Consider the following 26,658-nt stretch of genomic DNA (forward strand, 5'->3'; position numbering starts at 1 on the left):
ACAACTCGTCCGGAATCAGGGCCTGTACACCAGCGCCCGACTCGACGACGACGTGTACACCCTTGTTCACCAGCGAGGACACGACCTTCGGAACCAGCGCCACACGACGCTCGCCGTCACCCGACTCACGGACCACGCCGACGACGACGTGGACCTCTTCTTGCACATCCTTCACACGTAGATCTTTCTGTGGATAGTCCTATCCGAACCCGCCCGTAACGTGCGGGAACGGCTGCAGATACGACAGAGTGCGCGATCACCTTGTCCTGCAGGTGGTCGCGCACTCGACTCGATCGGCCCCTTAGGGCCTACTGTCGGTTCGTAGTTCTCAGTGGCGAGTTCCGAAGATGCGCCACAGCTTTCGTTTCGTCCGCGGATGTGGGCTTTCCAGCGAGAGCCACGATTCGAGTAGACGAATGTCGTCTTCGCTGGTGTCGGAGCAAGGGGAAACTCCCTCGGGCCGAGCACCTGCACCCTTTTCATCCAAAGCGCGCATCAGCCTGTTGATGACGATGTCTTCGTATGCCATCGAGGTCCACCTTTCCCCGTGCTCGGCACGTGCTCCGCAGCGCGACGTTATCGAAACGCTTTGCGGCAGAGCGGTTTCAGAGATTGGACAATTCGTTGTCGTAGTACTCGATACCTTCGCGGATCTCGCGGAGCGGGTCGATGGACATGTCGATTTCGGCGACGCCCCATCCGCTCCACTGCTTCGCCTCGAGGATTCGGGTCCATTCGTGCCAATCGACGACACCGCCGGATCCCATGACGCGGAAGTATTTGATCATCTCATCGTGGCGGACCATCGGCGGTCCGCTGAGTGTGTGCGGGGGGAGATGAACAGCGCAGTCTTTCCAGTGCAGCACCGGTGCGCGGTCCGCGTGTCCGCGCGCGACAGCCAGCGGGTCACCGCCGTCGAGGGCTATGTGCCCGGCGTCGATACACAGCTTGACGCGCGCTGGATCGGTCTGCGACATCAGTGCGTCGATGTCGGCAGTGCGTGAGGCGAGGGAATACGCATCGGTATGGATGGCCAGGTGCAGACCGGATCTCGCCACGACCTCGCCGATGCCGTTCAGCTCCGCGGAGACCTCCGCCATCAGCTCGGGATCGGTGGGTGCGTCGAAATCGGCTGCTGACGCGTCGATTCCTTGAATCTCAGAGAACTCGGCGCGGGGGATCGTGCTGGTGATCAGCGTCGGGCAGCCCACCTCACGGAGAAACTCGGCGTGCGCGGCGGTGTCGTCGTGAAGCTGTCGGCGGGCAGCTCGCTTGGCTGACTCGTCGGATGCATCCAGCACTGCTTTGAGGTGAACGGGTAGTGCGTAGCTGGACGAGAGCACAAGATTGCGCGTGTCGAGTTCTTTCTTGAATGCTGCTGCGGACCCGTAGGAGGTCAGGGCGTTCGCCCACCCACCAGGAGCTGGGGCGAGTTCGATACCGCTGAGGCCGGCGGTGGCTGCGCCGTCGAGCATGCGGTCGAAGAAGGGCTTGGGGTCGACGTCGACGCGTTTCTCCCACTCGGGGTAGGGGAGATCGGCGGGTAGATCCCAGTAGGTGGGGTTGAAGAAGGTGACGATGTCGGTGCTCCACCGCAGGTCCAGGCTCATGCGGTCACCTCGTCGATCGTGACCCACTGGTGGCTGTCGGCGGACTGCATGACCGCGGAGATGACGCGCTGGGTGCGGGTGGCGTCGGCGAAGCTGGGAGAGCCGGCCTGCTTGTCGACGATGGCGCGGACGAACTTCTGCAGCTGCAGTGCAGCGTCGTCGACGTAGCCCGACCCCATGCCGCCGAGCGGGTAGCGGTAGTCCTCGTGGCTTTCGTTCAGCGTGATCGTGCGGAAGCCCTGCTGGTCGGGGTTGTCACTGACCAGGCTGAGCTTGATGTGATCGGAGTGATTCCAGTCGAATTCGACGGTGCCGCCGGTGCATTCGAGCTCGAAGAACATGCGGTTCTTGCGCCCGGAGGCGTAGACGGTGCAGGCGAAAGACCCGATGGCGCCGTTGGTGAACTTAGCCATCCACAGGGCGGCGTCGTCGAGGTATTCACCCTGGCGGCGTTCGTCGTCGGGCAGCCACGCGGTGTTCTCTGCGGGATCTTTGGCGCCGATGATCGCGGTGACGGAGTCGATGTCCCCGACAAGGTAGGACGCGAGATCGATGATGTGCGAGCCGATGTCGCCGGTAACTCCGGAACCGCCTGCGCCCTTCTTCGCACGCCAACCGCTCAGGACGCGGCCGAGCGCGCCGACGTCCTGGGTGTAGTGGGCACGAAACTGCAAGGGGTGGCCGAGGGTGCCGTCGTCGAGCATGCGCTTGACGAACGTCATCGCTGCGGCGTGACGGTAGTTGAACCCGACCTGGCTGACGCCGGTGCTGGTCTCGGCGGCGGCTTGCATGAGGTCGGCTTCGGCGAGATCGTTGCTGATGGGCTTTTCGACGAAGACGTGTTTGCCCGCGGCGAGTGCGGCGATGGCGATCTCGGCGTGCACGGCTGGAGGAGTGACGATATCGATGATGTCGATGTCGTCGCGGGCGATGACTTCCCGCCAGTCCGTGGACCAGTCTTCCCAGTTGAGTCGCTCAGCCGCGGTCTTCGCGCGTTCTTCGTCAGCTTCGACGAGGACTGCCTTACGAATGGTGGCGCCGGTGTCAGCGGTGATCGGCGCCAGCGCCCACCCGAGGCTGTGGGCGTAACCCATGAAGCCGCCGCCACCGATGATGGCGACTTTCAGTTCGGTCATGTCGTTGCTCTCCTTCACGTGCACCTGCCCGAGCTGGACGCGGGCAGAACTGATTCAAGTCGGATCGGTACTACGGGGTTGCCGGCTCGGCGTGTACCGCTTGGGTCTGGGGTGATCGGGTTGTGCGCGAGGCGAATTCGTTCAGATCTGCCAACGTCGGCATGGCCAGCGAGCACTGAGGTCGAGTCGCGACGAGTGCGCCGGCCGCGTTCGCCAGATCCAGTGTCTGCTGTAGCGGCAAGCCGTGAAGCAGGCCGTGGCACAATGCTCCACCGAACGCGTCGCCTGCGCCGAGTCCGTTCACGACGTCGATCGAGATCGGTTCGGAGACTGCGCGTTCGGTGCGTGTGCGAGCCATCACCCCGCGCGGCCCCATCTTGACGATAGCGAGTTCGACGCCACGGTCGAGCAGAGCGTCTGCTGCACGGTCGGGATCAGATTCGCCGACCGCGACCCGGCATTCTTCGAGGTTGCCGACTGTGATGGTGACGTGGTCGAGCGCCTCGGACACGGCGGTGTGGGCGTGGTCTTCGTTGTCCCAGAACATGGGCCGGTAGTCGAGGTCGAGGACGGTATTCGACCTGCGTCTACGGGCCGCCCATGCGGTGTAGTGGGCAGAGCGGCTGGGTTCGCGGGACAAGCCGGTGGCGGTGGCCCAGAAGATGGGCGCCTGCTCGATCAGATCGAGGGGCAGGTCACTGTCTTCGATGTACATATCAGGGGCGGTGGGCTTGCGGTAGATGTAGAGCGGAAAGTCATCGGGAGGGAACACTTCGCAAAACGTGATCACCGACTGCAATCCTGGGACCGGGGTAATTCCGGTGTTGTCGACACCGAGGCGCCCGATCTCGGTGCGTGCGTATTCACCGAAGGGATCATCGCCTGTGCGCGTCACCAGACGCACCGAATTGCCCAGTTGGGCAACGGCGACGGCGACGTTGGTGGCGCTGCCTCCGATGGATTTGCTGAAGCTTTCGATATCGACGAGCCCGACGCCGAACTGCTCGGGATAGATGTCGATGCAGACGCGCCCTACAGCGACAACGTCGGGGATGGTGTTGTTCGGTGCGTTCATGCTTGGGTCGCCCAGACTCGGTCGGTGATCTTCTGCAGATTTTTCGCGGCATGGCCGTTCAGATAGTCGCCGGGATGCGGCGCTTTCGTGGCTTCGCTCCACACCGCGCGGCCAGCGAGGAAGCCGCTGGCTCCGCCAGTAACGGCAGACGCTGCGGCGTCGGGAAAATTTTCCCCGCTGACGCCGGAAGACAACACGACCCACGGGCAGTACAGCTGCTCGGAAATCGCGCGCGCGGTGGTCGTGGCGAGCTCGCGGTCCTGTTCGCCGGTGTAGACGACCTCGGTCTTGTACAGATCGGGCTGCGTCGCGGCGAGATCGGCCGCGGCGGTGATCAGGGCGTCGGCGAAACCCTGCGGCGAGACGGTGTCACCCTCGCGCGGGCGAACCACTCCTTCGAGGACACCGGGCAGACCGAGTTCACGGCAGCGCTCCATGAACGCGTGGGCGAGGTCGACAGCTTCGCTGCGTCGTGCAGGGTGCCAGGGCAGCAGGAACTTCAAGGCCTTGGCTCGGAACTGCTCGACGGTCTCTGCGGTGACGGCGTCGTCGAGGACGGCGATGTCGACGGGGCCGCCGACCTCGCTCGAGGACAGGATGTCTGCGGCGAGGATGACCGGGCAGCGTGAGCTTTGTGCGGCGGCGAGGCCGAAGTCGCTGTCGAGGAGTACACCGCTGGCGGCGTCGCCGACCGCGTCGATGACCTGGGCTTTGAATGCGGTCAGGTCGTCGTCGGTGACGGCCGCGTTTCCGCGGCCGGTGCTGAGCATGTGCCGCAATGATCCGCGTTGGTCGACGGCGACCATGGTGAACAGGCCGCGTGAGTCGCGGAAGACGTCGATAGGGTTGGCGGAGCTGGCTTTTGAAGTGGTTTGGGTTGGGCTGTTCATCGAATTACCACCGGGTTGACGGGGGCGCCGCTGGCGCCGGAAATCTTCAAGGGGGCTGCGGTGTAGAGGAAGCTCCACCGCTTGTCGGCTGCACAGGCGTCGGCGAGTGCATCGAGTTGGCAGAGCTCGGTGAACGTGACACCGAGGTTGCGCATGAGCGCGCAATGCAGCGGCAGCTGCAGTCCACCGGGGTAGAAGCTGAGTTCGTTGGCAATGGTGTCGGTGACGAGGTTCGGAATTTCCATTCGCTGGAACCAGTCGACGAGTTCGCGGCTGTATACCAGGCCTGGTTCGTTCCAGTCGCGGTAGAAGTCATCGCCGGAGCTGCGGTAGTAAGAGCCGATCCAGCCGGTGCGGATGATCAGTACGTCGCGCGGCTCGATCGTCGTGCCCTGAGCCTCGGCGGCCGCGAGCAAATCGTCGAGTGTGATCGGTTCGCCGCTGTCGAGGACCTCCTTGCCGCGCGCTCGGGCGATGTCGATGAGCACACCGCGCCCGACCACGCCGCGTTCGGCGATCGGAAGCACCGATGCCTTCTCGAGCTCACCGACGGTGCTGTCGGCGGGGTAGCCGTTCCACACCTGGTCGCCGTACCAGTAGTGCGCGAGTGCGTCGTACTGGGTCGAGCCTTGGGTGAACATTTCGATCTTGTCGTCTGCCCAGTGATGGCCGTCGCTGGGCTCGGGCTCCTCGCCGCGGGCGAAGAAACCTTCGTCCATGACAGCGGTGCGTACCGCCGGTTCGCGGCCGGGCCAGACAGGGTCGGGTCGCTCTGGATCGCCGATGGGCACCTGCAGGGTGAACACTTCGCCGCTGCTGACCGCAGCCATACCTCGAAGTACTTGTGCTGCATCGAGATAGTTGAGACTGCCCACCTCGTCGGCTGGGCCCCACTTGCCCCAGTTCTTCGGGCTGTCGGGGCCGAGGAGGGCTTCGATCGTGGTGGCGGCAGGGTTGTCCGACTCGGTTCGATCCGACACAGGATTGTCCTTTCGTGCTGTGGGACAACGACGATCGCGTGTAGTCGTTGTCCTCGGGCCGTGGCGCTCGGCTGTGGGGCCGAGCGCCACGGCGCTTGTGGCCTGGCTAGTTCTTCGGTGCGGCTTGTTCGAGCAGTCGCTGGATGTAGAGGGCGCGGTGGACGTCGACCTCGTGCGATTTGCCGGACTTGACGACCTCGGCGAATTCACGCCGAATGACGTTCGGCGCCTCGGGATCTCCGTCTTTGCCGACGAATTCGCAGGAAAGTTCGCCCTGCTCGGTATAGACCTTGACGCCGGCGACGTCCTCGACAACAGGGCTTGTCAGCGACAGCTGCGCCTGACTGATCACGCCGCCCTCGTGAGTGGCAGTGAGGATGTACCACCGCTTCAGATCACCCTCGCCGCGGACCTCGACGATCGGTCCGACTGCGGCATCGAGAGTGTCGAGGACGTGCGGACCGAGATCGAGCAAGTTTCCTTTCTCGAGTCGCCACGGCGTCGCGAACGTTCCGCCCGGCAGTGCGGCTTGGTTGATGTAGTAGCCGACCGCACCGATCGGGGTCTGCGCGCGAGCTTTGTCGAGGAAGTCGCGGATCTTCGGGCTGTAGCGGTTGGTGAACATGACCTGCGTGGGAACGCCGGCCTCGTCGATCGCCTGCACGAGTTTCTCTGCCTGTGCCAGGTCGATGCCGAGTGGCTTCTCGAGCAGCATCGGCTTGCCTGCGGCTGCAGCCTGTGCGGCGAGATCGGCCTGAATGAACGGCGGGACCGCGAACACCAGAGCGTCGACGGAGTCGAGCAGATCCTCGAACGACGGCGCGACCGTGCCGCCGAATTCGTCGGCAATTTCCTGTGCCGCTTCGGGTCTGCGTGCCCACGTGGCTGTCAATTCGGTTTCGGGGCCGCCGGTGATCATCGGTGCATGGAAGATCTTGGCCCACGGGCCCGCTCCGACCAGTCCTACTCGTACTGCTGACATCGTGTGTACCTCTTTCTCGTAGTGCAGTGGAACGTCTTGCTGGGTGGTGGTCTGATCGGAACAGGGCGTCGGCGGGTGGTCGAGATCAGTGCTGCTGAGCCTGCGCCTCGCCCGTGGGGTCGGTCGCGGCGATGTCGCCTTCGGCGCGGCCCAGGCGGGCGTACACCTCTGGCCGGTTGCGCTTCATGTATTGCGCAACAACGCATCCGACGGCGAGGAAGGCGACGAGGACGAGAAGCATCCAGAGATTTTCGCCGGGCTCACCGCCGACGAGCAGGTCGAACCGGACGACTGCGAAGATCACCACTGTGCCGAGGATGACCAGGGCGATCAGCGGTGCGATCGCCACTCGCCACAGGCTTTCCCCTGCGGGGCGGCCGGTTCGGGCGAAGTAGCGGAAGACTGCGAAGCTGACGAGAGCCATCAGAGTGAGCACACCGGCGGTGCCGATACCGCTCCCGCCGCCGATGATCTGATTTTCGTCGGGAATGGTCAATGCCGCGAGAACGAGCAACACACCTACGATGATTGCGTTCACGGCGGAGGCCCGGTACGGAGACTTGTGCTGGGGGTGCACTGCAGCGAGGAAGGGCGGCAGCGCCTGGTCGGCGCCGAGATTCTGCAGGTAGCGGGCGACGACATTGTGGGTGGACAACACCGCAGCCAGAGCAGAAGTCGCCACGAGCACGAGGGTGATGTTGGCCAGGCTAGGGCTGACGTAGGTGGCCATGGCGGTGTCGAACATCGACGTCGGTTCGGAGTTCGCACGATCCGCAGCGCCTGGGCCGTAGGCGACGATCAGCGAGTAAGCGGACACCGCATAGAAGCCACCGATCAAGACCACGGCCATGTACGTCGCGCGCGGAACAGTCCTGCTGGGATCACGAACCTCGTCGCGATACAGCGCGGTCGCCTCGAATCCGACGAAATTACCGAAAGCAAAGAGCAGCGCCAGTCCCGTGCCACTGTTGAAGAAGTTGGTCGGGTCCAGCGGCGCCGCAGACAAACCACTGTCACCGCCCTTCGCGAGGACGAAGACATTGAAGATCGCGACCAGGATGACCTCGAGGACCATGACTGCGCCGAGAAACTTGGCGGACAGTTCGATCTGAAAGTGGCCGAGCACTGTTATCAGCACCCAACCCGCAGCGGTACACGCCCACCACGGAACGGATGGACCGCCGAGGCCCTCGATAGACGAGGAGATCATAACGCCGGCGAAGGTGTAAATGCCGACGTTGAGCATCATGTACGACACCGTGGCGAGGTAGGCGCCGCCGACCCCGAATGTCTTGCCCAAGCCCACGCTCATATAAGCGTAGAACGCACCCGGACGCTGAATGTGCCTGGTCATGGTGGTGTAACCGACGGCGAAAATCGCCAGCCCGATCGTGGCGGCGACCCAGGCAAGGGGAGCAGATTCGCCGACGAAACCGATCGCGAACGCAATGTAGCCGGAGACTGTGACGATCGGCGCCGAGAATGCGAGCACGCTCAGCACCAGCGACGTCGCGCCGAGATTGCCCGACAGGCGCGTCGACGACGCGCCTGTACCGTCGGCAGCCGCCGGGGGGAGGTTGGAAGCTTTGGTCACGGTAAATCCCTTAGGTGGAGGGGAGAGTGTCTGTCGCTAGTTCTGTCGATTGTTGCGCAGGTCACTAAGCGATAGACGTACGCTACCTAACGTTCGTAAGCTTGTGAAGAGGAATCGGGATTTCGGTCACACGATGTTTACAAGACTCAGTGAATCACACTCGACTTACTAACGATAGTTAGGGTAGTGTGCGTCACATCGCATTGTTGACCAGTGCAACCGCCCTTCCTCCGCTGTCCAGGAGACTGCCATGTCGCTCGACCACGGTTCGACTGCCGCCACCACCCCTGTGGCCGAACCTCGCCCCCAGCATCCCGGTGCCCGTCATGTAGCCATCGTCGGCTGCGGACCGTCCGGGTGCTACACAGCTCTGGCCCTGCGGCGGTCACTACCGGATGTTCACGTCACTATTTTCGACGTACGCCCGACGCCGTTCGGGCTACTTCGTTACGGCGTTGCACCCGATCACCAGGGTATGAAGAACGTCAGCCGGCAATTCGATCGGTTGTTCGGCGCCGAGAACGTGCGATTCGTCGGCAACGTCCGCGTGGGACAGGATCTGCCGTTCGCAACCCTCGAAGAGCATTTCGATGCAGTCGTGGTGGCGACCGGGTTGGCGGTCGACCGCCCGCTCGCAGCACCGATCGATGCCGGGGCGAGCGTGGTCGGTGCCGGCCAGTTACTCAGGCTCCTCAACGGCGACCCCGACAGCGTTCTGCGCGGTACGACCCCGTCGCAGCTCGGATCCGAGGTCTTGATCGTCGGAACCGGGAACGTCGCAATGGACGTGGCACGACTGTTGTGCAAATCCGACGAGGGCTTCGAGGGCTCGGACGTCGACGACGACGCGCGACAAGCATTGGCGACCAACGCTATCGAACACCTCGTTCTCCTGTCCCGGGGACCGAAGGAACGGGTGCGATGGGATGCGTCGATGTTCGCCGAGCTGTGCGCCCTACCAGGAGTCACGGTATACCTCGACGGCGAGCTCGAATTACGATCCGCGGCAACAGATCGTCCCGACGCCGGCCGTTCCGTTCGAGTCGATGTGCGATTCAGAGAAATTCCGACAGCCATCGCCACCGACGGACAGCGCACGATCGTGCGGACCCGGTTCAACGACGATCCCGCAGCCCCCCAGCCGGATCGGTCGGGGGAGGCGTTCACCCATCACGTCGACACCGTCGTCACCGCAATGGGTTTCATCGACGCACCCAGCGGCTTCGACCAGACACTGAACGACCGCGTGGTGAAGGTCGGCGGGTGCGAAAGCGGCGCCCTGGGCAACCTCGCCGAAAATCGCGCCCTCGCCAAAATCGCCGCACAACAAGTCATCTCGCTTCTGAAACAAACAACCGACGCTCGTGACGGATGGCACGGCATCGAACAAGAATTACCGGACAGCGCGATCACCTTCGACGACTGGACACGGATTGATCGCGCCGAGATCGAACGCGCACGTCCAGGCCGCGTACGCCGCAAGTTCACAGCCTGGTCGGACATGACCGACCACATCGCCCGCTCTACCTAGTCATCGGTTGTCGAACCGACAACCACTCTCGAGACAACAGCCCCACCGAAGAAAGGACACCTCCGTGACTCTGGTTCACGTTTGGTACGGCACCGAATCCGGTAACGCCGAAATGGTCGGCGACGAAATCGTCGACGCACTCAAGAGCGCCGCAGTCGACGCGCAGCTGCGCGAACTCAGCGACCTCGAGGCCAGCGACGTCGCCGACACGCAACTCGCCGTCGTCATCACCTCCACCTACGGGGAGGGCGGACTACCGGCCGGCTCCGAGCCGTTCTACGAGACGCTCGACACCGAGCGACCTGACCTGAGCGGATTGCGGTTCGCCGCATTCGGCCTAGGCGACAGCAGCTACGACAACTACAACAACGCCATCAAGACCCTCTCCTCGCTGCTCGTCGAACTCGGCGCCACCCAGATCGGCAATACCGGCAAGCATGACGCCACCACCGGGCTGGATCCGGTGACGGTCGCCCGCGAGTGGGCCGACAACGACGCCCTCCCGATCCTGATTCCCGCATCGGAGCGTGCAGTGACCACCACGACCGAGTACCGGGCCGACCTGTTCCCCTGGAGCAACAAAGAATTCCAAAACGATCCACACCCTTGGTACGACAAGGCCCGCGAGATGGGCCCGGTCCATCAGACCGACGAACGAACCTTCGTCGTCCTCGGCTACGAGGAAGCGATGAAATTCGTCAAGGCCCCGAACATGAGTATCCGTGAACCGGGCTGGGTCGAGGAAAACCCGTGGTTGGCGTTCGGGCACACCGTTCTCTCGCTCGATCCGCCGGAGCACACCCGTGCGCGCCGCCTGTTCTCGAAGTGGTTCACCCCCAAACTGATCAAGCAGTGGGTCGAAGCCACCCGTACCTCGATGAACGAGATCCTCGCCGGCTACGAAGCAGGACAAACCATCGACGCGCACTACGACCTCGGGGTGCTGCCGACGCACACCACGATGGCGCAGGTCCTCGGGTTCCCCGACGGTGAGGTAGAGCCGCTGTTCTGGGCGCTGTGGAACGCCATGCTCATCCAGGCAACCGACCCGGCACCGGGCATCCGTGAGAAATCCATCGAAAACCTCGACTACATGTTCAACACCACCGCAGCGCTGCTCGAGGAAAAGAAGGCCAACCCCGGCAACGGTCTAGCCGATGAGATGCTCGCCGCCGCCGCACGCGGTGAGGTCACCGACCGCGAGGTACTCGAAAACATGGTGCTGTTCTACATGTCCGGTGCCCCCAATCCTGCCTACCTCGTCGGTGCCGGCTTCGAAATCTTCGCAGAACGCCCCGACGTGCTCCGCGACTTCCGCGACAAGCCCGAAACCCGCGAACGCATCGTCAACGAAATCGCGCGGCTGAACCCGGTCGAGCTCCTGCTGACGCGCTTCCCGACCGAAGACGTCGAGATCGCCGGCACGATCATCCCGGCCACATCCATGGTCAAATTCCCCATCGGCGCGGTCAACCGTGACCCCGCAGTCTTCACCAACCCGCATGAATTCGACTACCACCGCCCGATCGAGACCAGCCGCAACCTCACCTTCGGGCTCGGAACCCACAGCTGCGCAGGACAGATGATCGCCCGCGCCGAAATCGACGTCATCTTCACGATGATCGCCGAGCGGTTCTCCACCGTCACCCTCGCCCAACAGCCCACTCGCGTGATCACCGACCGCCTCGTCGCATACGACAAGATGCCGATCACGCTCAGCTGACCCACCCGCGTCGGGCTGGGCGGCCCAACGGCCGCCCAGCCCGACCCGAATACTCGCCGAAGCCCCCGGTGGTTTCCGTTCCAACCACCCTTGATCCGGCCGCCAACCCTCCGGCGGCGTGCCCACCGAAGGACTCCCATGCCCCTCTACACTCCCGAATCACCGAACCCCACGCATCAGCAGCGGGAAGTGGACGTCGAACGTCTCCTGCAGCGTGTCCCCACCGGAATCTTCGTCGGCGGGTCCTGGCGAGAATCCTCCGACGCGAGCACCCTCGCAGTCGAAAACCCGGCAACGGGCAAGACGCTCGTCGACATCTCCTCCGCCACCGTCGCCGACGGAGCAGCTGCACTAGACGCCGCCACCGCTACCGCCCGCAGCTGGGCTCGCACCGCCCCCCGCGAACGGGCAGAAATTCTGCGCCGTGCGTTCGATCTACTCACCGAGCGCACCGAGGATTTCGCTACCCTGATCTCTCTCGAGATGGGTAAGCCGCTCGCTCAAGCCCGCGGTGAAGTCACCTACGGTGCCGAATTCTTCCGGTGGTTCTCCGAGGAAGCAGTGCGCGTCGACGGCCGATGGGCCGTCGCCCCCGATGGCCGGACACGGTTGTTGACCATGCGTCAGCCCGTCGGTCCCACCTTGATGATCACGCCCTGGAACTTCCCGCTCGCCATGGGAACTCGCAAGATCGGACCGGCGGTCGCCGCCGGGTGCACGATGGTGATCAAGCCGGCCTCGCAGACACCGCTGACGATGCTCACCCTCGCCGACCTACTTCGCGAAGCCGGCGTCCCCGCAGGTGTGCTCAACGTGATCCCCACCAAGACCAGCGGTGCGGTGATGACGCCGCTCATCACCGATCCCCGACTGCGCAAGCTCACCTTTACCGGATCGACACCGGTGGGCAAGAACCTGATTCGACAATCCGCGGACCAAGTCCTCCGAGTGTCCATGGAACTGGGGGGCAACGCACCGTTCCTGGTGTTCGACGACGCCGACCTCGACGCCGCCGTCGACGGCGCCATGCTCGCCAAGATGCGCAACATGGGTGAAGCCTGCACCGCCGCGAACAGGTTCTTCGTCCACGAATCGGTCGCGCCGGAGTTTTCACGCCTGCTCGCAGACCGTATGAGCAAGGAGGTGCTCGGGCCCGGCATCGACAACGGTGTCACCGTCGGACCGCTGATCGACGCCAAACAGCGCAGCAAGGTCGCAGAGCTCGTCGACGACGCCACCTCACGCGGCGCCGACATCGCCACCGGCGGCACCGTCCTGGACGGACCCGGCTACTTCTACACCCCGACCGTCCTCACCAACGTCCACCCGGCAAGCGCAGTCCTGCGAGAAGAAATCTTCGGGCCGGTCGCGCCCATCGCCACCTTCACCGACGACGACGAAGCCATCGCACGCGCCAACGACACTGAATACGGACTTGCCGCCTACGTGTTCACCGGGAGCACAAGTCGCACCATCGCAGTCAGCGAAGCACTCGATTTCGGGATGATCGGCATCAACCAGGGCATCATCTCCAACGCCGCAGCACCGTTCGGCGGCATGAAGCAGTCCGGGTTCGGCCGTGAAGGCGGATACGAAGGAATCGACGAATACGTCGAAACCAAGTACGTCGGTATCGATCCACATGTCAGCGGCGCCGTGCGATACCGCCCCACTGTCCGCTGATCCAGGTCACCGAAGGATTAAAAATGACGACCCAGCGAGCAGCTTGCCGATACGCCCAGGCGAGGCGTGCACAGATCCAGCCGCTACGATCATGACGGTGAGCACACACAGGTCGGCGACATCGGCATCTGCCGCGCTCGGCCCTGTCGACACCGCTTCATCGCGGCACTACGCGCTCGACGAGTTCAGCCGTCAATTCGACTCCACCAGTCGCGACGGAATGTCCCCGGCGAAGCGAAGGGTGCTCGAAGCATTCCTGAACCTGTGTGTCACTCACGGCATGTACTCGGTCAGTATGCGCACACTGGCGAAAGAGCTCGACATCAAAGCGCCCAGCATTTACACCCATTTCCCTGGGGGGCGAGACGAAATCATCACCGAATCACTGCGGTGGCAGTTCGGACAGTTCAGCAACGCTCTCGTCGACGCGGTGACAGGCGCACCGGACGCGTCCACCTTCTGGGATTCGATGGTGCGCCTGCACTTCACCCGCCAGATCGAGCTGCCCGAAAGCAACCTCTGGGACCTCATCGTGGCCACCGACCGCACGGCCCACGTACTGCCGCCCGAACTCAGTGAGCGAGTGACGCGCTGGGTCGAGTTGTACGAATCGCTGTACATCGCGGCGGCCTGGGACATGGGCGTCGCCGACACCGCCCGGCGGGTCAAAATCGTGATGACACTGCTCGAAGGCGCGTCCCGCTGGTTCGATCCAGGTTCCGGCGCCGACACCATCGACACAGGCGCCGACCAGGCCGTGCTCCTGAGTCGTCAAATCTTGTCTCTACCAATCACTTAGCGAACTACACCAGTGCGGAAAACCCGCACTGCTCGCGTCGCCCTGCGCTACTGTCTAGCTAACGATCGTTCGTCAGTGCCATCGCGTGATGCGCCCCGTCCAACCACAACCCACACACGGAGTAAGCACATGATCAACGTCAAACGAGCATTCGACCATCTGGGAATGGCGGTACCGAATCTGGAACAGGCGGTCGACTTCTTCGTCGACGCGCTCGGCTTCGACGTCGTGATCACCGCCGGACCCTATGACGATTTCGGCTACATCTGGCCCGGTGAAACCGAGCCAGAACCCGGCACGCTTCGACAGGCGAACCTGGTACTCGGAGACTCGTTCAATCTCGAACTGCTCGAATACACCAACCGTACCGCCGAACTGCCGAATGCGGCGCCGCGCCCTGCCGACCCCGGGGGATGGCACCTGTGCATGCATGTCGACGACATCGACGCCGCCAGTGCAGAACTGACCGCGCGGGCCGACACCGAATCGATCTCGCCGGTCATCCGCGAACAGGACGACATGGACGGTCTCAAGTGGGCGTACTTCCGCACCGATTGGGGCCTGGTTCTCGAACTCATTCAATGGCAGCCCGGGATGCCGTACGAGCGGAGCACCAGCCACCGCATGGCGCTACCCCGCTGGGCTCCGGCCTGACAGACCTCTCTGCACCACGCACACTTTTCGACCCCGGCGTCTGCGTCGAACTTTCGCGTGGTGACCCCACTGTCCAGCAACCGAAGTGCACCCCACCGGTGGACTGACACCACCAGGTACCGGCCTTACAGAGGAATGACGAATGGAAACTACGCTCGCCGAGTCCAGACGAACGTTGGCCCGCGAACGCGTGGCGGTGTTCGCTGTCTTCGTATCGTTCGGTCTCGTGCTGGGCACGTGGGCGGCGCACCTGCCGTCCGTGAAATCGGCCGTGGGTGCATCGTCGTCGAGCATGGGCGCGATCCTGCTCATCCTCGGCGTCGGGGCTGTTCTCGGCATGCAAGTAACCGGATACGCGGTGGACCGCTACGGCAGTGGACCGGTGGCCGTCGTCGGGGCGGCGGCGATGTCGCTGGCTGTCATACCCCCGCTGGTGCTGACGACATGGTTGACCGTCGCAGTCGCCGCCCTGGTGCTGGGCTTCGCCGTCGGCATCAGCGAGGTAGGAATGAACGCCGCAGCGGTCGAGGTCGAACGCGACTATCAGCGGCCCATCATGGCCGCGTTCCACGGAATGTTCTCCATCGGAAACGTCATCGGCGCCCTCGTCGGCGCTGCGGCATTCGCCCTGAACGTCGGAGTGACCGCAACAGCAGTAGTCGTGGCAGCACTGTCGTCGATACTCGCGATCGTTGCGACACCGACCCTTTCGCGGCGTCGCAGCGGCGCACCGAATTCCAGTAGCGACAACGACACCGCTGACAACGGCCCCGGGCGTGCACCCCGCCAACGGTGCCGACTGATCTTATTGGGGACCTTGGCCTTCCTGTTGTTGCTGACCGAAGGCTCTGCGATGGACTGGAGCAGCTTGCACGCCCAACAGCACCTCGGCGGAACGCCTAGTGCCGGCGCTCTCGCATTAGCGTGCTTCGTCTCGGCGATGACGGTGGGCAGATTCACCGTCGACCGGGTCGCCGAAAAAGTCGGCCCCGTCGTGGTACTTCGCGGCGGCTCTGTCCTCGCGATGGCCGGCCTCGCCGTGGTCGTTCTGTCCCCCGCACTTGCGGTCACATGTGCCGGATGGGTGCTGCTCGGATTGGGTCTTTCGGGCTGTGTGCCACAGGTCTTCACCGCAACCGGCAACCTGCAGGGAACCTCTGCGAAAGACCTCTCCCGAGTCGTCGGCGCAGGCTACCTCGCAGTCCTCGCCGGACCCGCCGTCGTAGGATGGCTGGCCGATGTCGTCGGCCTCAACAACGCGTTCGTTCTCCCCATCATCGCCATGGCGATCTGCCTCGGTGCAGCCAACGTGCTCGCGGTACCGAAACGCACTTCTGCCTGATGCTCACGCGCGGAGACGGAGACGGTTACCGGACAGACCATAAGCGACATCGCCGAACGGCGACTCGATGGACATCAGCATCCGCCGTACTAGAGCTGATGTACAGAACACCGAAGACGACGCGCGCATCGGCCTCGAAAGCGTTGAATCTCAGCACAGGAGCTGCAACGAGCCTCATTGCGTTCATGCGGTCCGCCTACCTGCTGGACGAAACTCCCGTCGCCGAGAGCCGGCGGGGTAGGCCCACGACCGAGTCGTCGGCGCACCCGAACGGCCCCGTCGCGCTACTCCTCGATCTGCAGCACAACGGCTTTCACGCAGCAATTGCGAACTTGGAGGGTGCCCTGCGCCCGGTCAGCGACCACCGCAACGGGTCCATTGACTCGTCGTTCGCCGCAGCTCGCGCCGCTATCACCGCCGTGGCCGAGCAGTACGGGAGCCGCATTCGGGTGGTCGTGGTCTGCGACCGGGAACGGCCCAGCCCGGCAGGAGAGGGACAGTCGGTCATCGACTGGGTTCGTTCGATCGATGGCCTGAGTTCGATTCTGTCTGAGGATATTTCGGCAATCTTCGTCGGCAGGACCTCGTTGGAAGCGCAGGCGGAAGCCTTTACTGGAGCCGCGGCGGGCTCGCACAGGTCACTGCATCTGGTGGTCTCAGACGAAGCCACCGGGGCACTCGTCACCGACGGCAACGTGGTCGGCGACGTCCACGGATATGGACACCTCCCGTTCGGCTCGTCGTCGCACCGATGTTCATGCGGTGCGCGAGGGTGCTGGGGAAGTGCAATCGACGGATATGCACTTGCCGCACTGTGCGGAGATCCGCGCCCCGCCGACCCCGACCTGTATGTCCGAGAGGTCGCTGCCTCACTCGACCGAAATCCACCCCGTGCAAACCTGCAGTATGCGGCATTCGAATCAGCGGCAGCTATATTCGGCAAAGCCGTTGCCGCACTGGTCAATCTGTGCGATCCAGACGTCGTTACCTTGGGTGGTGTAGGGCCGATTCTTCGGCGAACCTGTCCGGGCGCTTTCACCTACGCGTACACCAACGGCCTGATGTCCGCCAGAAAGCAGGGGATTGCGAACAGGATTCTCGACTCCGTTCACGGCCCACACGGCGGGATGATCGGCGCTGTCGACATCGCGCTGCGTCATCTGCGGGCACCGGCCGCGTTGGAGGCATGGTCGAGACGGGCCGAAACGGCGAATACCTCTACAAGTGAACCAAATTGAAGACGTCGAACCCCCGAACGCTCTGCGCGCTTTGGACCAGACCAGAAGAGGACCTGAACATGGCTGCTTCCCGCATCGAGCTCGCCCGCGTGGATCTACGCGGCCGAACTCCATCCACCGCCGAACTACGCGGCGCTCTCCCACGAGGCGGAGTGGATGTCGACGCGGTGCTGCATCATGTTCGCCCGGTCGTCGACGCGGTCCGCGATCGTGGTGTCGACGCGGCCCTCGAGTACAGCGAGCAGTTCGACGGTGTCCGCCCCGATCGGGTGCGGGTGCCGGCCGAGGCGCTGGTCAAGGCGCTCGACGAGCTCGATCCCGCGGTGCGCGAGGCGCTGGAGGTCGCGATCACGCGTACCCGCGTCGTGCATGCAGATCAGCGCCGGACGGACACGACGACCGAGGTCGTCCCCGGGGGCACTGTGACCGAGCGTTGGATTCCCGTCGACCGCGTCGGGCTGTACGTGCCCGGTGGTAACGCCGTCTACCCGTCGTCGGTCGTCATGAACGTAGTGCCCGCGCAGACCGCGGGCGTCGGCTCGCTCGTCGTCGCATCACCTCCGCAGGCGGAGTTCGACGGTCTGCCGCACCCGACGATCCTTGCTGCCGCGCAGCTGTTGGGTGTCGACGAGGTGTGGGCTGTCGGCGGTGGCCAGGGCGTCGCTCTGCTGACCTACGGCGGCACCGACACCGACGGTACCGAGCTGGCCCCGGTGGATCTGATCACCGGCCCCGGAAACATCTACGTCACTGCCGCGAAGCGGTTGTGCCGTGGCGTGGTCGGTATCGACGCCGAGGCGGGCCCGACGGAGATCGCGATCCTGGCCGACGCGTCGGCCGATCCGGTGCACGTAGCCGCCGACATGATCAGCCAAGCCGAGCACGACGTCATGGCGGCGAGCGTGCTGGTGACCACGAGCACCGAACTCGCGGACGCGGTCGACGCGGCGTTGTCGGCCCAGCTGGAGTTCACCAGGCATGCCGAGCGAGTGACGACGGCGCTCTCGGGTGCGCAGTCGGGCATCGTGCTGGTCGACGGCATCGACCAGGGGTTGCGCGTCGTCGACGCCTATGCCGCCGAACACCTCGAGATTCAGACCGAGGACGCGTCGGCGGTGGCTGCTCGGGTACGAAGCGCCGGAGCGGTGTTCGTCGGCGCCTGGTCGCCCGTCAGTCTCGGTGACTACTGCGCAGGGTCCAATCACGTGCTGCCGACCGCCGGGTGCGCACGGCACTCGTCGGGGCTCAGCGTGCAGACCTTCTTGCGCGGCATTCACGTCGTCGACTATTCGGAAGCGGCCCTGAAAGATGTTGCAGGTCACGTGATCGCCCTGGCGAACGCCGAGGACCTGCCCGCTCACGGCGAAGCCGTCCGCCTCCGATTCGATTCTGCACACCTGTCGGCGGACCCGTCCGCCGAGTGAAGCGTGTTCCGGACCGCTCTGCTGTGACCAGACCGGTAGGACGCGATCGATGGCACCGCGGCGTCGTGGTGGTCCGCCGCGGTGCCATCTCATCTCGCGAACGCTCCGGAACGGCTTACTCTTGCTCAGTCGACAATGCTTGCACGACTGCGCTTCTGCGTGTTCGAGCTGACACTCAGTTATTCTCTGTTCCACTCGTAGAGGGGATTCGTTGCGTAGTCCAGGAACAGCCTGACATCGGATTGATAGGCACGGATCGTTGCGTGGGAGAGGTTCCGCACCCCGCGCAGATGTGCGAAGAACTCGTCGGCATCATGCGGGGGCCATTGCCAGGGTGGGGATCCCACGAAGTCGATCATGCGGTGGATGAGTTTGATTCGTCGATCGGCAGTGCCTGCTCGGAAGTTCTGGATGGCCTGTGCACGTCTCCAGCCGGTGAGTACGTCATCGAGGAACGACTCGGCGAGAACAGGACCCGGGTCGGACGGTAGGTAGATCAACCGTCCACCAACATCTCGTCGATCCACGCATACACCCTTCGTCGGCCTGCGTATCTTGCAGCCAGAGAGCAGAAACCGCATTGGATGCCGGCGTAAGCCCAGCTCATGGGCGCACCCGCGCAGCAGGGCCGTCGCATGCGCGCACTCGCCGCAAGCATCCGCCGCAGGTACGGACCGAGCGTGTTTGGGCAGGTAGGCGTAGATTTCGGAGACACGAGGGCTCGTTACACGCAGAGGAGCTATTCGCAGAATATGCGAATGGCGGAACTATTGCTGGTAACCCTGCATATTCGCATTCGTCGTATTACCCGCGGGCCCACACCGCGCGCCTCATGTTGTGGTTTGTCGTGCTGCAGATGATGAGCGATACAAAAACCTTTTCGAGGCATCGACACCGATCCTGCGGTAGTCGGTGGCGGCAGGTGGTCAGCTGTCGGCTGACCTCGCGCCAGCGGCGCTGTCCAGGTCGAGACGAGAGGGTGATGACGGTCCTCAAGAAACTGTCCATGCCCCAGCGCCCGACAGAATCGTAAGAGTCGAGGCTCCGGCGATGCTGACGGTGGCCACCAACACTCCGGACCCGGTGACGGTGGGAGCCGACGGGCTTACGTAGGCGGGCGCATCGCCGACGTCACCGGTCGAGAGGTTCCGCCAGTGGACGACGCACGCTGTACAAGCTAATCCGACTGATACGAAATGGGTAACGCCAGGTGTGGACGGGTCGGTCTTGGCGATGATCCATCCGCCGGCTGGACCTGGTGTACGCCAAATGGGGTCGGGGGGAGTGAGGCCGAACGCGGGGACTATCCACTGTCTACTCATTGCTCCGCAGTCCGCGAACTACAGACACCTTCGACCACACCCTGGAACACTCGTGTGCCCGAATCGAGCCGACCTGGTCGAAAGCCGCGCTGCACATTTCGCCGATCCAACCGCGCCGCACCTGCTGGTCCGGCGGGTGGGACGGCACTAGATCCGTGCGCGGATCGATCGACTCGCCCGACCGGCCTCGAAAGCATATCGGTGAACCCGCACCGTTGTCTCGGACGGACAAACACTAGATTCTGTTGCTCTCGAAGCGCGTCTGCGCGATAGCATCTGCCCCCCGGGCTCGAAGCATCTGCTCTCACGGACGCGTTGTGGAAGGCACACGACCGAGGCGTGACCTTCACCCTGCTCGACGACGGCGCACTCGACGAACTGTCGTCGAAAATCATTGCACAACTGAATTATTCGATAGTCGAACACGTTGATTCCGCTCACGTGGGGACAACGATGACCATTCGCATCGCACTCCCGGAACGGGGATACCTGGCCACCGTCACCATCACTGCACGAAAAGCCTTGCAGACAACTGCAATGCGGGTCCACCCGCCCGCGCCTGAATACACCTCGCGGGACTTGAAATCCGCACAGTGTCACGGGCGGGAGAGTGCGCGGCCTAGCGCTAACGCACCAGTTCGGACTGCGGGTGCGAGAAGTTCCGGCCGGAATTGATCAGCAGGTACCGATACCGAGAGGGCGGCGATGGGTTCCGTTCCGACCAGGATGGGTGATGCGAGGCAGCATCCGCCGTCGGCGGCTTCGCCACGTTCGACGGCGACGCCGGAGCGTCGGATTTCGGTGAGTTGCCGTTTCAGGGTGGCGGGATCGACGATGGATTTGTCGGTGTATCGGCGAAGCGGCTTTGCGAATACGGCGTCTCGGAACGCGTTGGATTCGTGCGCGAGGATGGCTTTGCCCACACCTGTGCACGTCAGGGGTAGTCGGCCACCGATTTGGGACGGCAGCGGCAACGGCTTGTGGCCTTGCAGTTTCTCGATGTACACCACGTCGTGGTCTCTGCGTACCCCGAGGTGCACCGTGTGTCCGGTGACAGCGTGCAAATCGTGCATGAATGGCATGGCAGCAGAACGCAATTGATGCTTGACGGGGACACGTTCACCGAGTTCGAACAACCGCATTCCCAGCTCGAACTTGGTCCCGGCGCGCTGTATCCAGTGGACGGTGACCATATCGACGAGCATGCGGTGCACGGTCGATCGCGGCAAACCTGTCCGAGTGCACACCTCGGCGAGCCCCAGCGCGCCGCCGGCCGGGAACGAGTCCAGGATGAGGGTGTAACGCTCGAGCAAGGACATGTCATCCCGTTTCATGAGATGAATCCTATGCGCAGGTGGCCGTCGGTCCTAGCGTCGCCACCATGACAGTTCTCGAACCACATGTCCTCGACGATGCAGCGGAGCGGCTGGCCCAGGCGTCGAGCACGGGCGTTCCATGTCCGCCCGTACGCGACTTGATCGGCCGTGACGACGTCGATGCGGCCTATCGGATACAGACGATCAACATCGATGCGTCGGTGCGTGACGGACGCCGCGTCGTCGGCCGGAAGATCGGGTTGACCTCTCCCGCGGTGCAGAAACAGCTAGGAGTCGATCAACCCGACTTCGGTGTGCTGTTGGACCACTTCGACGTGTCCGGTGACGCTGCTATCGATTCTTCGCGACTGTTGCAGCCGCGGATCGAGGCAGAAATAGCATTCAGGGTGGCCGCGCACATCGACCATACGATCACAGCGGACCAGGCGCCCCAGTACGTCGATCGGGTGTATGCGTCGTTCGAGATCGTCGACAGCCGTATTGCCGACTGGGACATCAGTCTTGCGGACACTGTGGCCGACAACGCCTCTTCCGGGTTGTACGTTCTCGGGGATTGGCTACCTGTCACCGACGCGCCGGAACTCGCCGGCGTCGCAATGACACTGACAGCAGACGGCGAACAGGTGTCGACAGGGAAGGGATCGGACTGCCTGGGCAGCCCGTGGGAAGCGCTGGTCTGGCTGGCGAATACCAGCCTCTCGTACGGTGCACCGCTCCGAGCGGGCGAGGTCGTCCTGTCCGGTGCGCTCGGCCCGATGGTCCCGGTGACACCCGGATCGCGCTATACCGCCTCGATCTCCGGTCTCGGAGATGTCACCGCAACGTTCACCCTCTGAACCTCGGCCCAGTTGGCCACGAACGAAAGCAGCGCATCATGGAACGCACGAAGGTAGCGGTGATCGGATCGGGCAACATCGGAACCGATCTCGTCATCAAACTCGAACGGGTAGCACGCAACGTCGAGATCGCCGTCTTGGTCGGTATCGATCCCGCCTCGGACGGGCTGGCTCGGGCTCGTCGCCTAGGAATCGAGACCGTCGATTCCGGTGTGCAAGGGCTCATCGAGCATCCGTTGTTCGATCAGATCGACATCGTCTTCGACTCGACCTCCGCCAAAGCGCATGTCGCAAACGCGGAAGCGCTCCGTCCTTACGGCAAGAAGCTGATCGATCTGACACCCGCAGCCCTCGGCCCGTACGTAGTCCCTGCCGTGAACCTCGATGCACACCTCGGGGCTCCGGATGTCAACATGGTGACCTGCGGCGGCCAGGCGACCATTCCGATCGTCGCCGCCATCTCCGCGGTGACTCGGGTGCACTACGCGGAAATCGTCGCTTCGATCGCGTCGAAGTCCGCAGGTCCTGGAACTCGGGCGAACATCGACGAGTTCACCGAAACAACCTCTGCGGCAATCGAACAGGTCGGTGGCGCTGCACACGGGAAGGCCATCATCGTCCTCAATCCTGCCGAGCCGCCGCTGATCATGCGCGACACCGTGCTGGCGTTGGTGTCCGATCCGGATCAGGCGGCGATAGAGCAGTCGGTTATCGACATGGTCGACGCGGTCTCCACCTATGTTCCCGGGTATCGCCTCAAGCAGCGAGTGCAGTTCACCGCGCTCGACGACGCCGAGTCGGTGGCGACTCTGACCGGGGGAGTGGAGAGAGGACCTGGTTTGTGGAAGGTGTCGGTGTTCCTCGAAGTCGAAGGCGCCGCGCATTATCTCCCCGCATACGCGGGAAATCTCGACATCATGACCTCCGCGGCCCTGCAGGTCGCGGAAAAGATCGCTGAAAACACCGTAGTGGGGGCTGTGTGATGACCGATCGATCTTCAGTCCTCGACGGAGCGGCGCTCTACATTCAGGACGTCACCCTGCGTGATGGTATGCATGCGATGCGGCACCGCATCAGTCCCGAGAACGTCGCTCGTGTGGCGGGCGCCCTCGACCGCGCCGGAGTCGATGCCATCGAGGTCACGCACGGTGACGGGCTTGCAGGCCACAGTCTGACCTACGGGGCAGGAAGCAACACCGATTGGGAATGGATCGAAGCGGCCGCCGCGGTGGTGCACCGCGCCAAGCTGACCACGCTGCTACTGCCGGGTGTCGGCACTGTCGCGGAGTTGAAGCGTGCGTTCGCTCTCGGGGTGACCTCGGTGCGGGTGGCCACCCATTGCACCGAAGCCGATGTCGCCGCGCAGCACATCGACACCGCCCGCGGGCTCGGTATGGACGTGTCCGGATTCCTGATGATGTCGCATCTCGCCGAACCCGCGCAGTTGGCGGAGCAAGCGAAATTGATGGAATCGTATGGTGCGCATTGCGTTTACGTCACCGATTCCGGTGGGCGTCTCACCATGGCGGGCGTGCGCGAGCGGGTGCGGGCATATCGTGATGTGCTCGACCCGCATACCCAGATCGGTATCCATGCCCACCAGAATTTGTCACTGTCGGTTGCCAATTCGGTGGTAGCTGTGGAGGAAGGTGTCACTCGCGTCGATGCGTCCCTCGCCGGTCATGGTGCAGGAGCAGGTAATTGCCCGATCGAACCGTTCGTCGCGGTAGCAGATCTGCACGGCTGGAAGCATGGGTGCGATCTGTTCGGCCTGCAGGACGCAGCCGACGACATCGTCCGCCCGTTGCAGGACCGTCCAGTGCAGGTCGACCGAGAAACGCTGACTCTCGGCTACGCCGGGGTGTACTCGAGCTTCCTGCGTCACGCCGAGGCAGCTGCGAGGCGGTACGGACTCGACACGCGTGCAATACTTCTCGCGGTCGGAGAACGCGGCTTGGTCGGAGGCCAGGAAGACCTGATCACCGACATCGCATTGGACCTGGCAGCAGCAGACCCAGCAACTGGTCGGTCGTAAGTCGATCGTCGCCGTCACCCGTCACACAGCGCTTCTGCTGTGTGGCGGGTGCTTTTCGCTGCTACGCCGTTGCTTTCGCAACGCCCCGGTAGGACAGTCATTATCGACGTTGCCATCCCTCGGGCGCGATGTTCTGCGGTGGCGATGCGGAGTAGCGCCGACACCAGGGCTTCCACGACGAGTGGGCTCACGCCGCGGTCCATGTCGCGCACGTCCGAGCCGTGGCTCGGTGTTCCGCGGGTCCGACGCGGACTGTGTCGGTCGCGTGTACTCGGATGCGGCGCCGGAAGCCGAGACATTCGTTGCGGAAGAAATGGTTTCGCCGAAGACCACCGCCGTGTGCAGAGCGCCCTCGCCTCGATCGAAAACGACCGGTGGCGTGACCTGCAGTGAAATTGCAGATCACGCCACCGGTGGGTGGTGCGAATATTCGATGTGACGTGGTGGGTCCGTTCAGCAATCGACGGGTGCCCCGAAGAGATGGTGTGGCTGCTTCCATCTCACAGCCACCAGTGCATATTTCTCGACGGGTATCAGATGGATCAGCCCGGTCGGGTCAGTTGAGCGCGTCTCGATCCCACGTAGTAGTCGTTCGCCCACGCTCTCGCAGCAGAACTTTGCGAATTTTGCCATTTTCGGTCGTCGGGAGGGTTTCGACGATGTCGACGAAACGAGGAACGGCGAATTTCGCCAAGCGGCTGCTGCAGTGGTCGACGACATCACGTGGGCTGAGTACGGCGCCAGTTTTGGGGACGATCGACACCATGACCTCGTCTTCCGCCATCTCCGATGGCACCGGATATGCGGCTACAGTTTCCACCGCGGGGTGTGATCCGATGACTTGTTCGACCTCGAAGGAAGAGATGTTTTCACCGCGCCGACGGATGACGTCTTTCATGCGGTCGACGAACCGGAACCAGCCGTCGGGTTCGCGCACTACGCGGTCCCCCGTGTGAAACCACAGGTTCCGCCAAGCTTCGGTGGTTTTGTCGTGCATGCCGTAGTAGCCGGTGGCGAAGGCGTACGGCACCCGGGAGCGGAGCAGTAGTTCTCCCGGCGTGCCATCGGCAACAGGGGAGTCGTGCTCGTCGACGACGACCGCTTCGAAGTCTGGTTGAACGTGACCGATGTACCCGGGTCTGGGCAGATCCGGCGCTGAGGTCAGTACCGAGTTGGTTTCGGTCGAACCGAAACCGTCGACGAGTCGAATGCCGAACCGGTCGAAGAAAGGCTCGGCCAATGCTGCCGGCGTTGCAGGCGACAAGGCACAGCGGACAGTGTGTCGACGCTCGACCGGTTCGCTCTCCCGGGACCAGAGAATGTTGATCATGGCTCCGAGGAGATAGGTGACGGTCGCGCCCGAGTCGTTCAGCTGGGACCAGAATCGGCTCGCGGAAAAGCGGCGTCCCACAACGATCGTCGCTCCCGCGACGAGGGTTTGAACGAAGGCGTTGAGGGCGTTGGTGTGGAACAGCGGAAGCACCGTGAACAGGGTGTCCTCTTCGGTGATGCCGAGCTGCTCGGTGACCGTTATGCCCCACCAATAGAACTGGGCGTGTGGACAGCAGACGCCTTTCGACACTCCGGTAGTGCCGGAGGTGTACAGCAACGCGGCCGTGTCGCCGGGTGCAACTGGGCAGGCTGGGACCGTGCCTGCCGGCGTGGGGAAGGGCCGCACGTCATAGCCCGCCACACCCGCGTCGGTCGAATCCAGCGTCCAGACCTGCTCGAGGTGAGAGGGGGCTGACACAGATTGCAAACGGGCGAGCAGGTCGGACTCGATGACCAGAATCTTCGAGTTCGAGTTTTCCAGCGCATGACGAAGTTGGGTTCCCTGCAGCGCGGCGTTCAACGGTACGGCGACGGCCCCTATCCAGGCGCAACCGAGGATGGTCTGAATCAGCTCGAGTCGGTTTTCCGACAACGTCGCGACGGTGTCCCCGCGCCGAATTCCGTTGGCTTGCAGTACGCCTGCGGTGGCCGCGGCCAGATCTCGGACTTCGGCATAGGTCAGTGCCGCATTCCCGATCTTCAGCAGGGTCTTGTCGCCGTAGAGCTCTGCCTGGCGTGTGAGCAGGGCGGGGATAGTGCACTCTTTCATGGGGAGACCGCGCAGTGGTGCGATGCGGTCGATGGTGCTCTGCATGTTCTTCACTCCTAGACGGTGGGCTGCGGTACTACCGCCATCGGTCCGCCAGTTCGCTGCGTATCCGGTGCTACCAGGTCGATTTCGGCTCCGGGAATTCCGCCTTCGCCGACTACTTTCCCGACGACCGTCGGCCCGAGGTCGGTGCGGATGGTCGCGTACAGGACGGGCGGAGTGCCGCGCTGGAGGGAAGTTTCCTCGATGACACCTCGGTGAGCTGTCGCGGGCTCGAACAGGCTGTTGTGGCAGTGCGGGCACAGCGGTCGTGGGGGGAAAACCGCCGCCGCGCATGTCGTGCAGCGTTGCATCGTGATGGTCATG

At 63.6% G+C, this 26,658-nt stretch carries 23 protein-coding genes and 1 pseudogene; 11 read left to right on the forward strand and 13 right to left on the reverse strand.

Annotated features, from left to right (window positions below; translation table 11 throughout):
- The 9 genes and pseudogenes from HQ354_RS22580 to HQ354_RS22620 form a co-directional block, all read right to left on the reverse strand.
- Positions 1 to 166: pseudogene (locus tag HQ354_RS22580) on the reverse strand (NAD(P)(+) transhydrogenase (Re/Si-specific) subunit alpha); the annotation flags it as partial.
- A 162-nt stretch (positions 167 to 328) separates the two neighbouring features.
- Entirely contained in the window at positions 329 to 529 is a 201-nt protein-coding gene (locus HQ354_RS22585; RefSeq protein ID WP_222635651.1) for a hypothetical protein, read from the reverse strand.
- 76 nt (positions 530 to 605) lie between these two features.
- Positions 606 to 1,610: a sugar phosphate isomerase/epimerase gene (locus tag HQ354_RS22590; protein ID WP_222635652.1), complete on the reverse strand. Its 1,005-nt coding sequence runs from the start codon at positions 1,608 to 1,610 to the stop codon at positions 606 to 608.
- Positions 1,607 to 2,746, reverse strand: coding sequence for a Gfo/Idh/MocA family protein (locus tag HQ354_RS22595; protein ID WP_222635653.1), 1,140 nt, complete (start codon positions 2,744 to 2,746; stop codon positions 1,607 to 1,609). The genes HQ354_RS22590 and HQ354_RS22595 overlap by 4 nt, the downstream gene beginning before the upstream one ends.
- A 70-nt stretch (positions 2,747 to 2,816) precedes the next feature.
- Positions 2,817 to 3,821: a 5-dehydro-2-deoxygluconokinase gene (gene iolC, locus HQ354_RS22600; RefSeq protein WP_222635655.1), complete on the reverse strand. Its 1,005-nt coding sequence runs from the start codon at positions 3,819 to 3,821 to the stop codon at positions 2,817 to 2,819.
- Positions 3,818 to 4,711: a hypothetical protein gene (locus tag HQ354_RS22605; RefSeq protein WP_222635656.1), complete on the reverse strand. Its 894-nt coding sequence runs from the start codon at positions 4,709 to 4,711 to the stop codon at positions 3,818 to 3,820. The genes iolC and HQ354_RS22605 overlap by 4 nt, the downstream gene beginning before the upstream one ends.
- A complete protein-coding gene (locus HQ354_RS22610) occupies positions 4,708 to 5,691 on the reverse strand; it encodes a cyclase family protein (protein ID WP_222635657.1) in 984 nt (327 codons plus the stop codon). The genes HQ354_RS22605 and HQ354_RS22610 overlap by 4 nt, the downstream gene beginning before the upstream one ends.
- Positions 5,692 to 5,797: 106 nt before the next feature.
- Positions 5,798 to 6,673 carry a Gfo/Idh/MocA family protein gene (locus HQ354_RS22615; protein WP_222635658.1) on the reverse strand — a complete coding sequence of 292 codons (876 nt, stop codon included), beginning with the start codon at positions 6,671 to 6,673 and terminating at the stop codon, positions 5,798 to 5,800.
- Between the two features lie 85 nt (positions 6,674 to 6,758).
- On the reverse strand, positions 6,759 to 8,267 hold the full coding sequence (locus tag HQ354_RS22620; RefSeq protein ID WP_222635659.1) for an APC family permease: 1,509 nt from the start codon (positions 8,265 to 8,267) through the stop codon (positions 6,759 to 6,761).
- A 250-nt stretch (positions 8,268 to 8,517) separates the two neighbouring features.
- Between HQ354_RS22620 and HQ354_RS22625 the strand changes: the two genes are divergently transcribed.
- From HQ354_RS22625 to hisD, 8 genes are all read left to right on the forward strand, one after another.
- Positions 8,518 to 9,798 carry an FAD-dependent oxidoreductase gene (locus HQ354_RS22625; RefSeq protein ID WP_222635661.1) on the forward strand — a complete coding sequence of 427 codons (1,281 nt, stop codon included), beginning with the start codon at positions 8,518 to 8,520 and terminating at the stop codon, positions 9,796 to 9,798.
- A gap of 64 nt (positions 9,799 to 9,862) precedes the next feature.
- Entirely contained in the window at positions 9,863 to 11,521 is a 1,659-nt protein-coding gene (locus tag HQ354_RS22630) for a cytochrome P450 (RefSeq protein ID WP_222635662.1), read from the forward strand.
- A gap of 138 nt (positions 11,522 to 11,659) precedes the next feature.
- Positions 11,660 to 13,204 carry an NAD-dependent succinate-semialdehyde dehydrogenase gene (locus HQ354_RS22635; RefSeq protein WP_222635663.1) on the forward strand — a complete coding sequence of 515 codons (1,545 nt, stop codon included), beginning with the start codon at positions 11,660 to 11,662 and terminating at the stop codon, positions 13,202 to 13,204.
- Between the two features lie 97 nt (positions 13,205 to 13,301).
- On the forward strand, positions 13,302 to 14,003 hold the full coding sequence (locus HQ354_RS22640) for a TetR/AcrR family transcriptional regulator (RefSeq protein WP_308115275.1): 702 nt from the start codon (positions 13,302 to 13,304) through the stop codon (positions 14,001 to 14,003).
- 129 nt (positions 14,004 to 14,132) lie between these two features.
- Positions 14,133 to 14,657 (forward strand): VOC family protein, encoded by a 525-nt coding sequence (locus tag HQ354_RS22645; RefSeq protein ID WP_222635666.1) that lies wholly within the window; start codon positions 14,133 to 14,135, stop codon positions 14,655 to 14,657.
- Between the two features lie 142 nt (positions 14,658 to 14,799).
- Complete coding sequence (locus tag HQ354_RS22650; protein ID WP_222635667.1) at positions 14,800 to 15,999, forward strand: MFS transporter; 1,200 nt, start codon at positions 14,800 to 14,802, stop codon at positions 15,997 to 15,999.
- Between the two features lie 98 nt (positions 16,000 to 16,097).
- A complete protein-coding gene (locus tag HQ354_RS22655; RefSeq protein ID WP_222635668.1) occupies positions 16,098 to 17,237 on the forward strand; it encodes an ROK family protein in 1,140 nt (379 codons plus the stop codon).
- A 59-nt stretch (positions 17,238 to 17,296) separates the two neighbouring features.
- On the forward strand, positions 17,297 to 18,661 hold the full coding sequence (gene hisD, locus HQ354_RS22660; protein WP_222635670.1) for a histidinol dehydrogenase: 1,365 nt from the start codon (positions 17,297 to 17,299) through the stop codon (positions 18,659 to 18,661).
- Positions 18,662 to 18,840: 179 nt separating this feature from the next.
- Here the strand turns inward: hisD and HQ354_RS25970 are convergent, their stop codons facing one another.
- Together HQ354_RS25970 and HQ354_RS22670 are read right to left on the reverse strand one after the other, a co-directional pair.
- Positions 18,841 to 19,188 carry a site-specific integrase gene (locus tag HQ354_RS25970; protein WP_308115274.1) on the reverse strand — a complete coding sequence of 116 codons (348 nt, stop codon included), beginning with the start codon at positions 19,186 to 19,188 and terminating at the stop codon, positions 18,841 to 18,843.
- A gap of 1,391 nt (positions 19,189 to 20,579) precedes the next feature.
- Complete coding sequence (locus HQ354_RS22670) at positions 20,580 to 21,317, reverse strand: IclR family transcriptional regulator (RefSeq protein ID WP_206030977.1); 738 nt, start codon at positions 21,315 to 21,317, stop codon at positions 20,580 to 20,582.
- A 47-nt stretch (positions 21,318 to 21,364) separates the two neighbouring features.
- Here HQ354_RS22670 and HQ354_RS22675 point away from each other — a divergent pair, with 47 nt between their 5' ends.
- Genes HQ354_RS22675 through dmpG form a run of 3 tightly spaced genes read left to right on the forward strand, consistent with a single transcriptional unit; the run spans position 21,365 to position 24,191 of the window.
- Positions 21,365 to 22,156, forward strand: coding sequence for a 2-keto-4-pentenoate hydratase (locus tag HQ354_RS22675; protein WP_167677077.1), 792 nt, complete (start codon positions 21,365 to 21,367; stop codon positions 22,154 to 22,156).
- Between the two features lie 38 nt (positions 22,157 to 22,194).
- The gene (locus tag HQ354_RS22680; RefSeq protein ID WP_222635673.1) at positions 22,195 to 23,139 is read left to right on the forward strand and encodes an acetaldehyde dehydrogenase (acetylating); all 945 of its coding nucleotides are present in this window, start codon (positions 22,195 to 22,197) and stop codon (positions 23,137 to 23,139) included.
- Positions 23,139 to 24,191 carry a 4-hydroxy-2-oxovalerate aldolase gene (gene dmpG, locus HQ354_RS22685; protein ID WP_222635674.1) on the forward strand — a complete coding sequence of 351 codons (1,053 nt, stop codon included), beginning with the start codon at positions 23,139 to 23,141 and terminating at the stop codon, positions 24,189 to 24,191. Before HQ354_RS22680 ends, dmpG begins: the two co-directional genes overlap by 1 nt.
- A 556-nt stretch (positions 24,192 to 24,747) precedes the next feature.
- Here dmpG and HQ354_RS22690 read toward each other — a convergent pair.
- Together HQ354_RS22690 and HQ354_RS22695 are read right to left on the reverse strand one after the other, a co-directional pair.
- Entirely contained in the window at positions 24,748 to 26,337 is a 1,590-nt protein-coding gene (locus HQ354_RS22690) for an ATP-dependent acyl-CoA ligase (RefSeq protein ID WP_222635675.1), read from the reverse strand.
- Between the two features lie 11 nt (positions 26,338 to 26,348).
- Entirely contained in the window at positions 26,349 to 26,657 is a 309-nt protein-coding gene (locus HQ354_RS22695) for a zinc ribbon domain-containing protein (protein ID WP_222635677.1), read from the reverse strand.
- Between the last annotated feature and the right edge of the window lies 1 nt (position 26,658).

The sequence above is a fragment of the Rhodococcus sp. BP-261 genome, assembly GCF_019835205.1.
In the GTDB taxonomy this organism is placed as follows: Bacteria; Actinomycetota; Actinomycetes; order Mycobacteriales; family Mycobacteriaceae; genus Rhodococcoides; species Rhodococcoides kyotonensis_B.

Coding starts and splice junctions, on each gene's coding strand:
- HQ354_RS22585 (WP_222635651.1), bottom strand. CDS start 529: ATGGCATACGAAGACATCGTCATCAACAGGCTGATGCGCGCTTTGGAT.
- HQ354_RS22590 (WP_222635652.1), bottom strand. CDS start 1,610: ATGAGCCTGGACCTGCGGTGGAGCACCGACATCGTCACCTTCTTCAAC.
- HQ354_RS22595 (WP_222635653.1), bottom strand. CDS start 2,746: ATGACCGAACTGAAAGTCGCCATCATCGGTGGCGGCGGCTTCATGGGT.
- iolC (WP_222635655.1), bottom strand. CDS start 3,821: ATGAACGCACCGAACAACACCATCCCCGACGTTGTCGCTGTAGGGCGC.
- HQ354_RS22605 (WP_222635656.1), bottom strand. CDS start 4,711: ATGAACAGCCCAACCCAAACCACTTCAAAAGCCAGCTCCGCCAACCCT.
- HQ354_RS22615 (WP_222635658.1), bottom strand. CDS start 6,673: ATGTCAGCAGTACGAGTAGGACTGGTCGGAGCGGGCCCGTGGGCCAAG.
- HQ354_RS22625 (WP_222635661.1), top strand. CDS start 8,518: ATGTCGCTCGACCACGGTTCGACTGCCGCCACCACCCCTGTGGCCGAA.
- HQ354_RS22635 (WP_222635663.1), top strand. CDS start 11,660: ATGCCCCTCTACACTCCCGAATCACCGAACCCCACGCATCAGCAGCGG.
- HQ354_RS22645 (WP_222635666.1), top strand. CDS start 14,133: ATGATCAACGTCAAACGAGCATTCGACCATCTGGGAATGGCGGTACCG.
- HQ354_RS22650 (WP_222635667.1), top strand. CDS start 14,800: ATGGAAACTACGCTCGCCGAGTCCAGACGAACGTTGGCCCGCGAACGC.
- HQ354_RS22655 (WP_222635668.1), top strand. CDS start 16,098: ATGTACAGAACACCGAAGACGACGCGCGCATCGGCCTCGAAAGCGTTG.
- hisD (WP_222635670.1), top strand. CDS start 17,297: ATGGCTGCTTCCCGCATCGAGCTCGCCCGCGTGGATCTACGCGGCCGA.
- HQ354_RS22670 (WP_206030977.1), bottom strand. CDS start 21,317: ATGAAACGGGATGACATGTCCTTGCTCGAGCGTTACACCCTCATCCTG.
- HQ354_RS22675 (WP_167677077.1), top strand. CDS start 21,365: ATGACAGTTCTCGAACCACATGTCCTCGACGATGCAGCGGAGCGGCTG.
- HQ354_RS22680 (WP_222635673.1), top strand. CDS start 22,195: ATGGAACGCACGAAGGTAGCGGTGATCGGATCGGGCAACATCGGAACC.
- dmpG (WP_222635674.1), top strand. CDS start 23,139: ATGACCGATCGATCTTCAGTCCTCGACGGAGCGGCGCTCTACATTCAG.
- HQ354_RS22690 (WP_222635675.1), bottom strand. CDS start 26,337: ATGCAGAGCACCATCGACCGCATCGCACCACTGCGCGGTCTCCCCATG.
- HQ354_RS22695 (WP_222635677.1), bottom strand. CDS start 26,657: ATGACCATCACGATGCAACGCTGCACGACATGCGCGGCGGCGGTTTTC.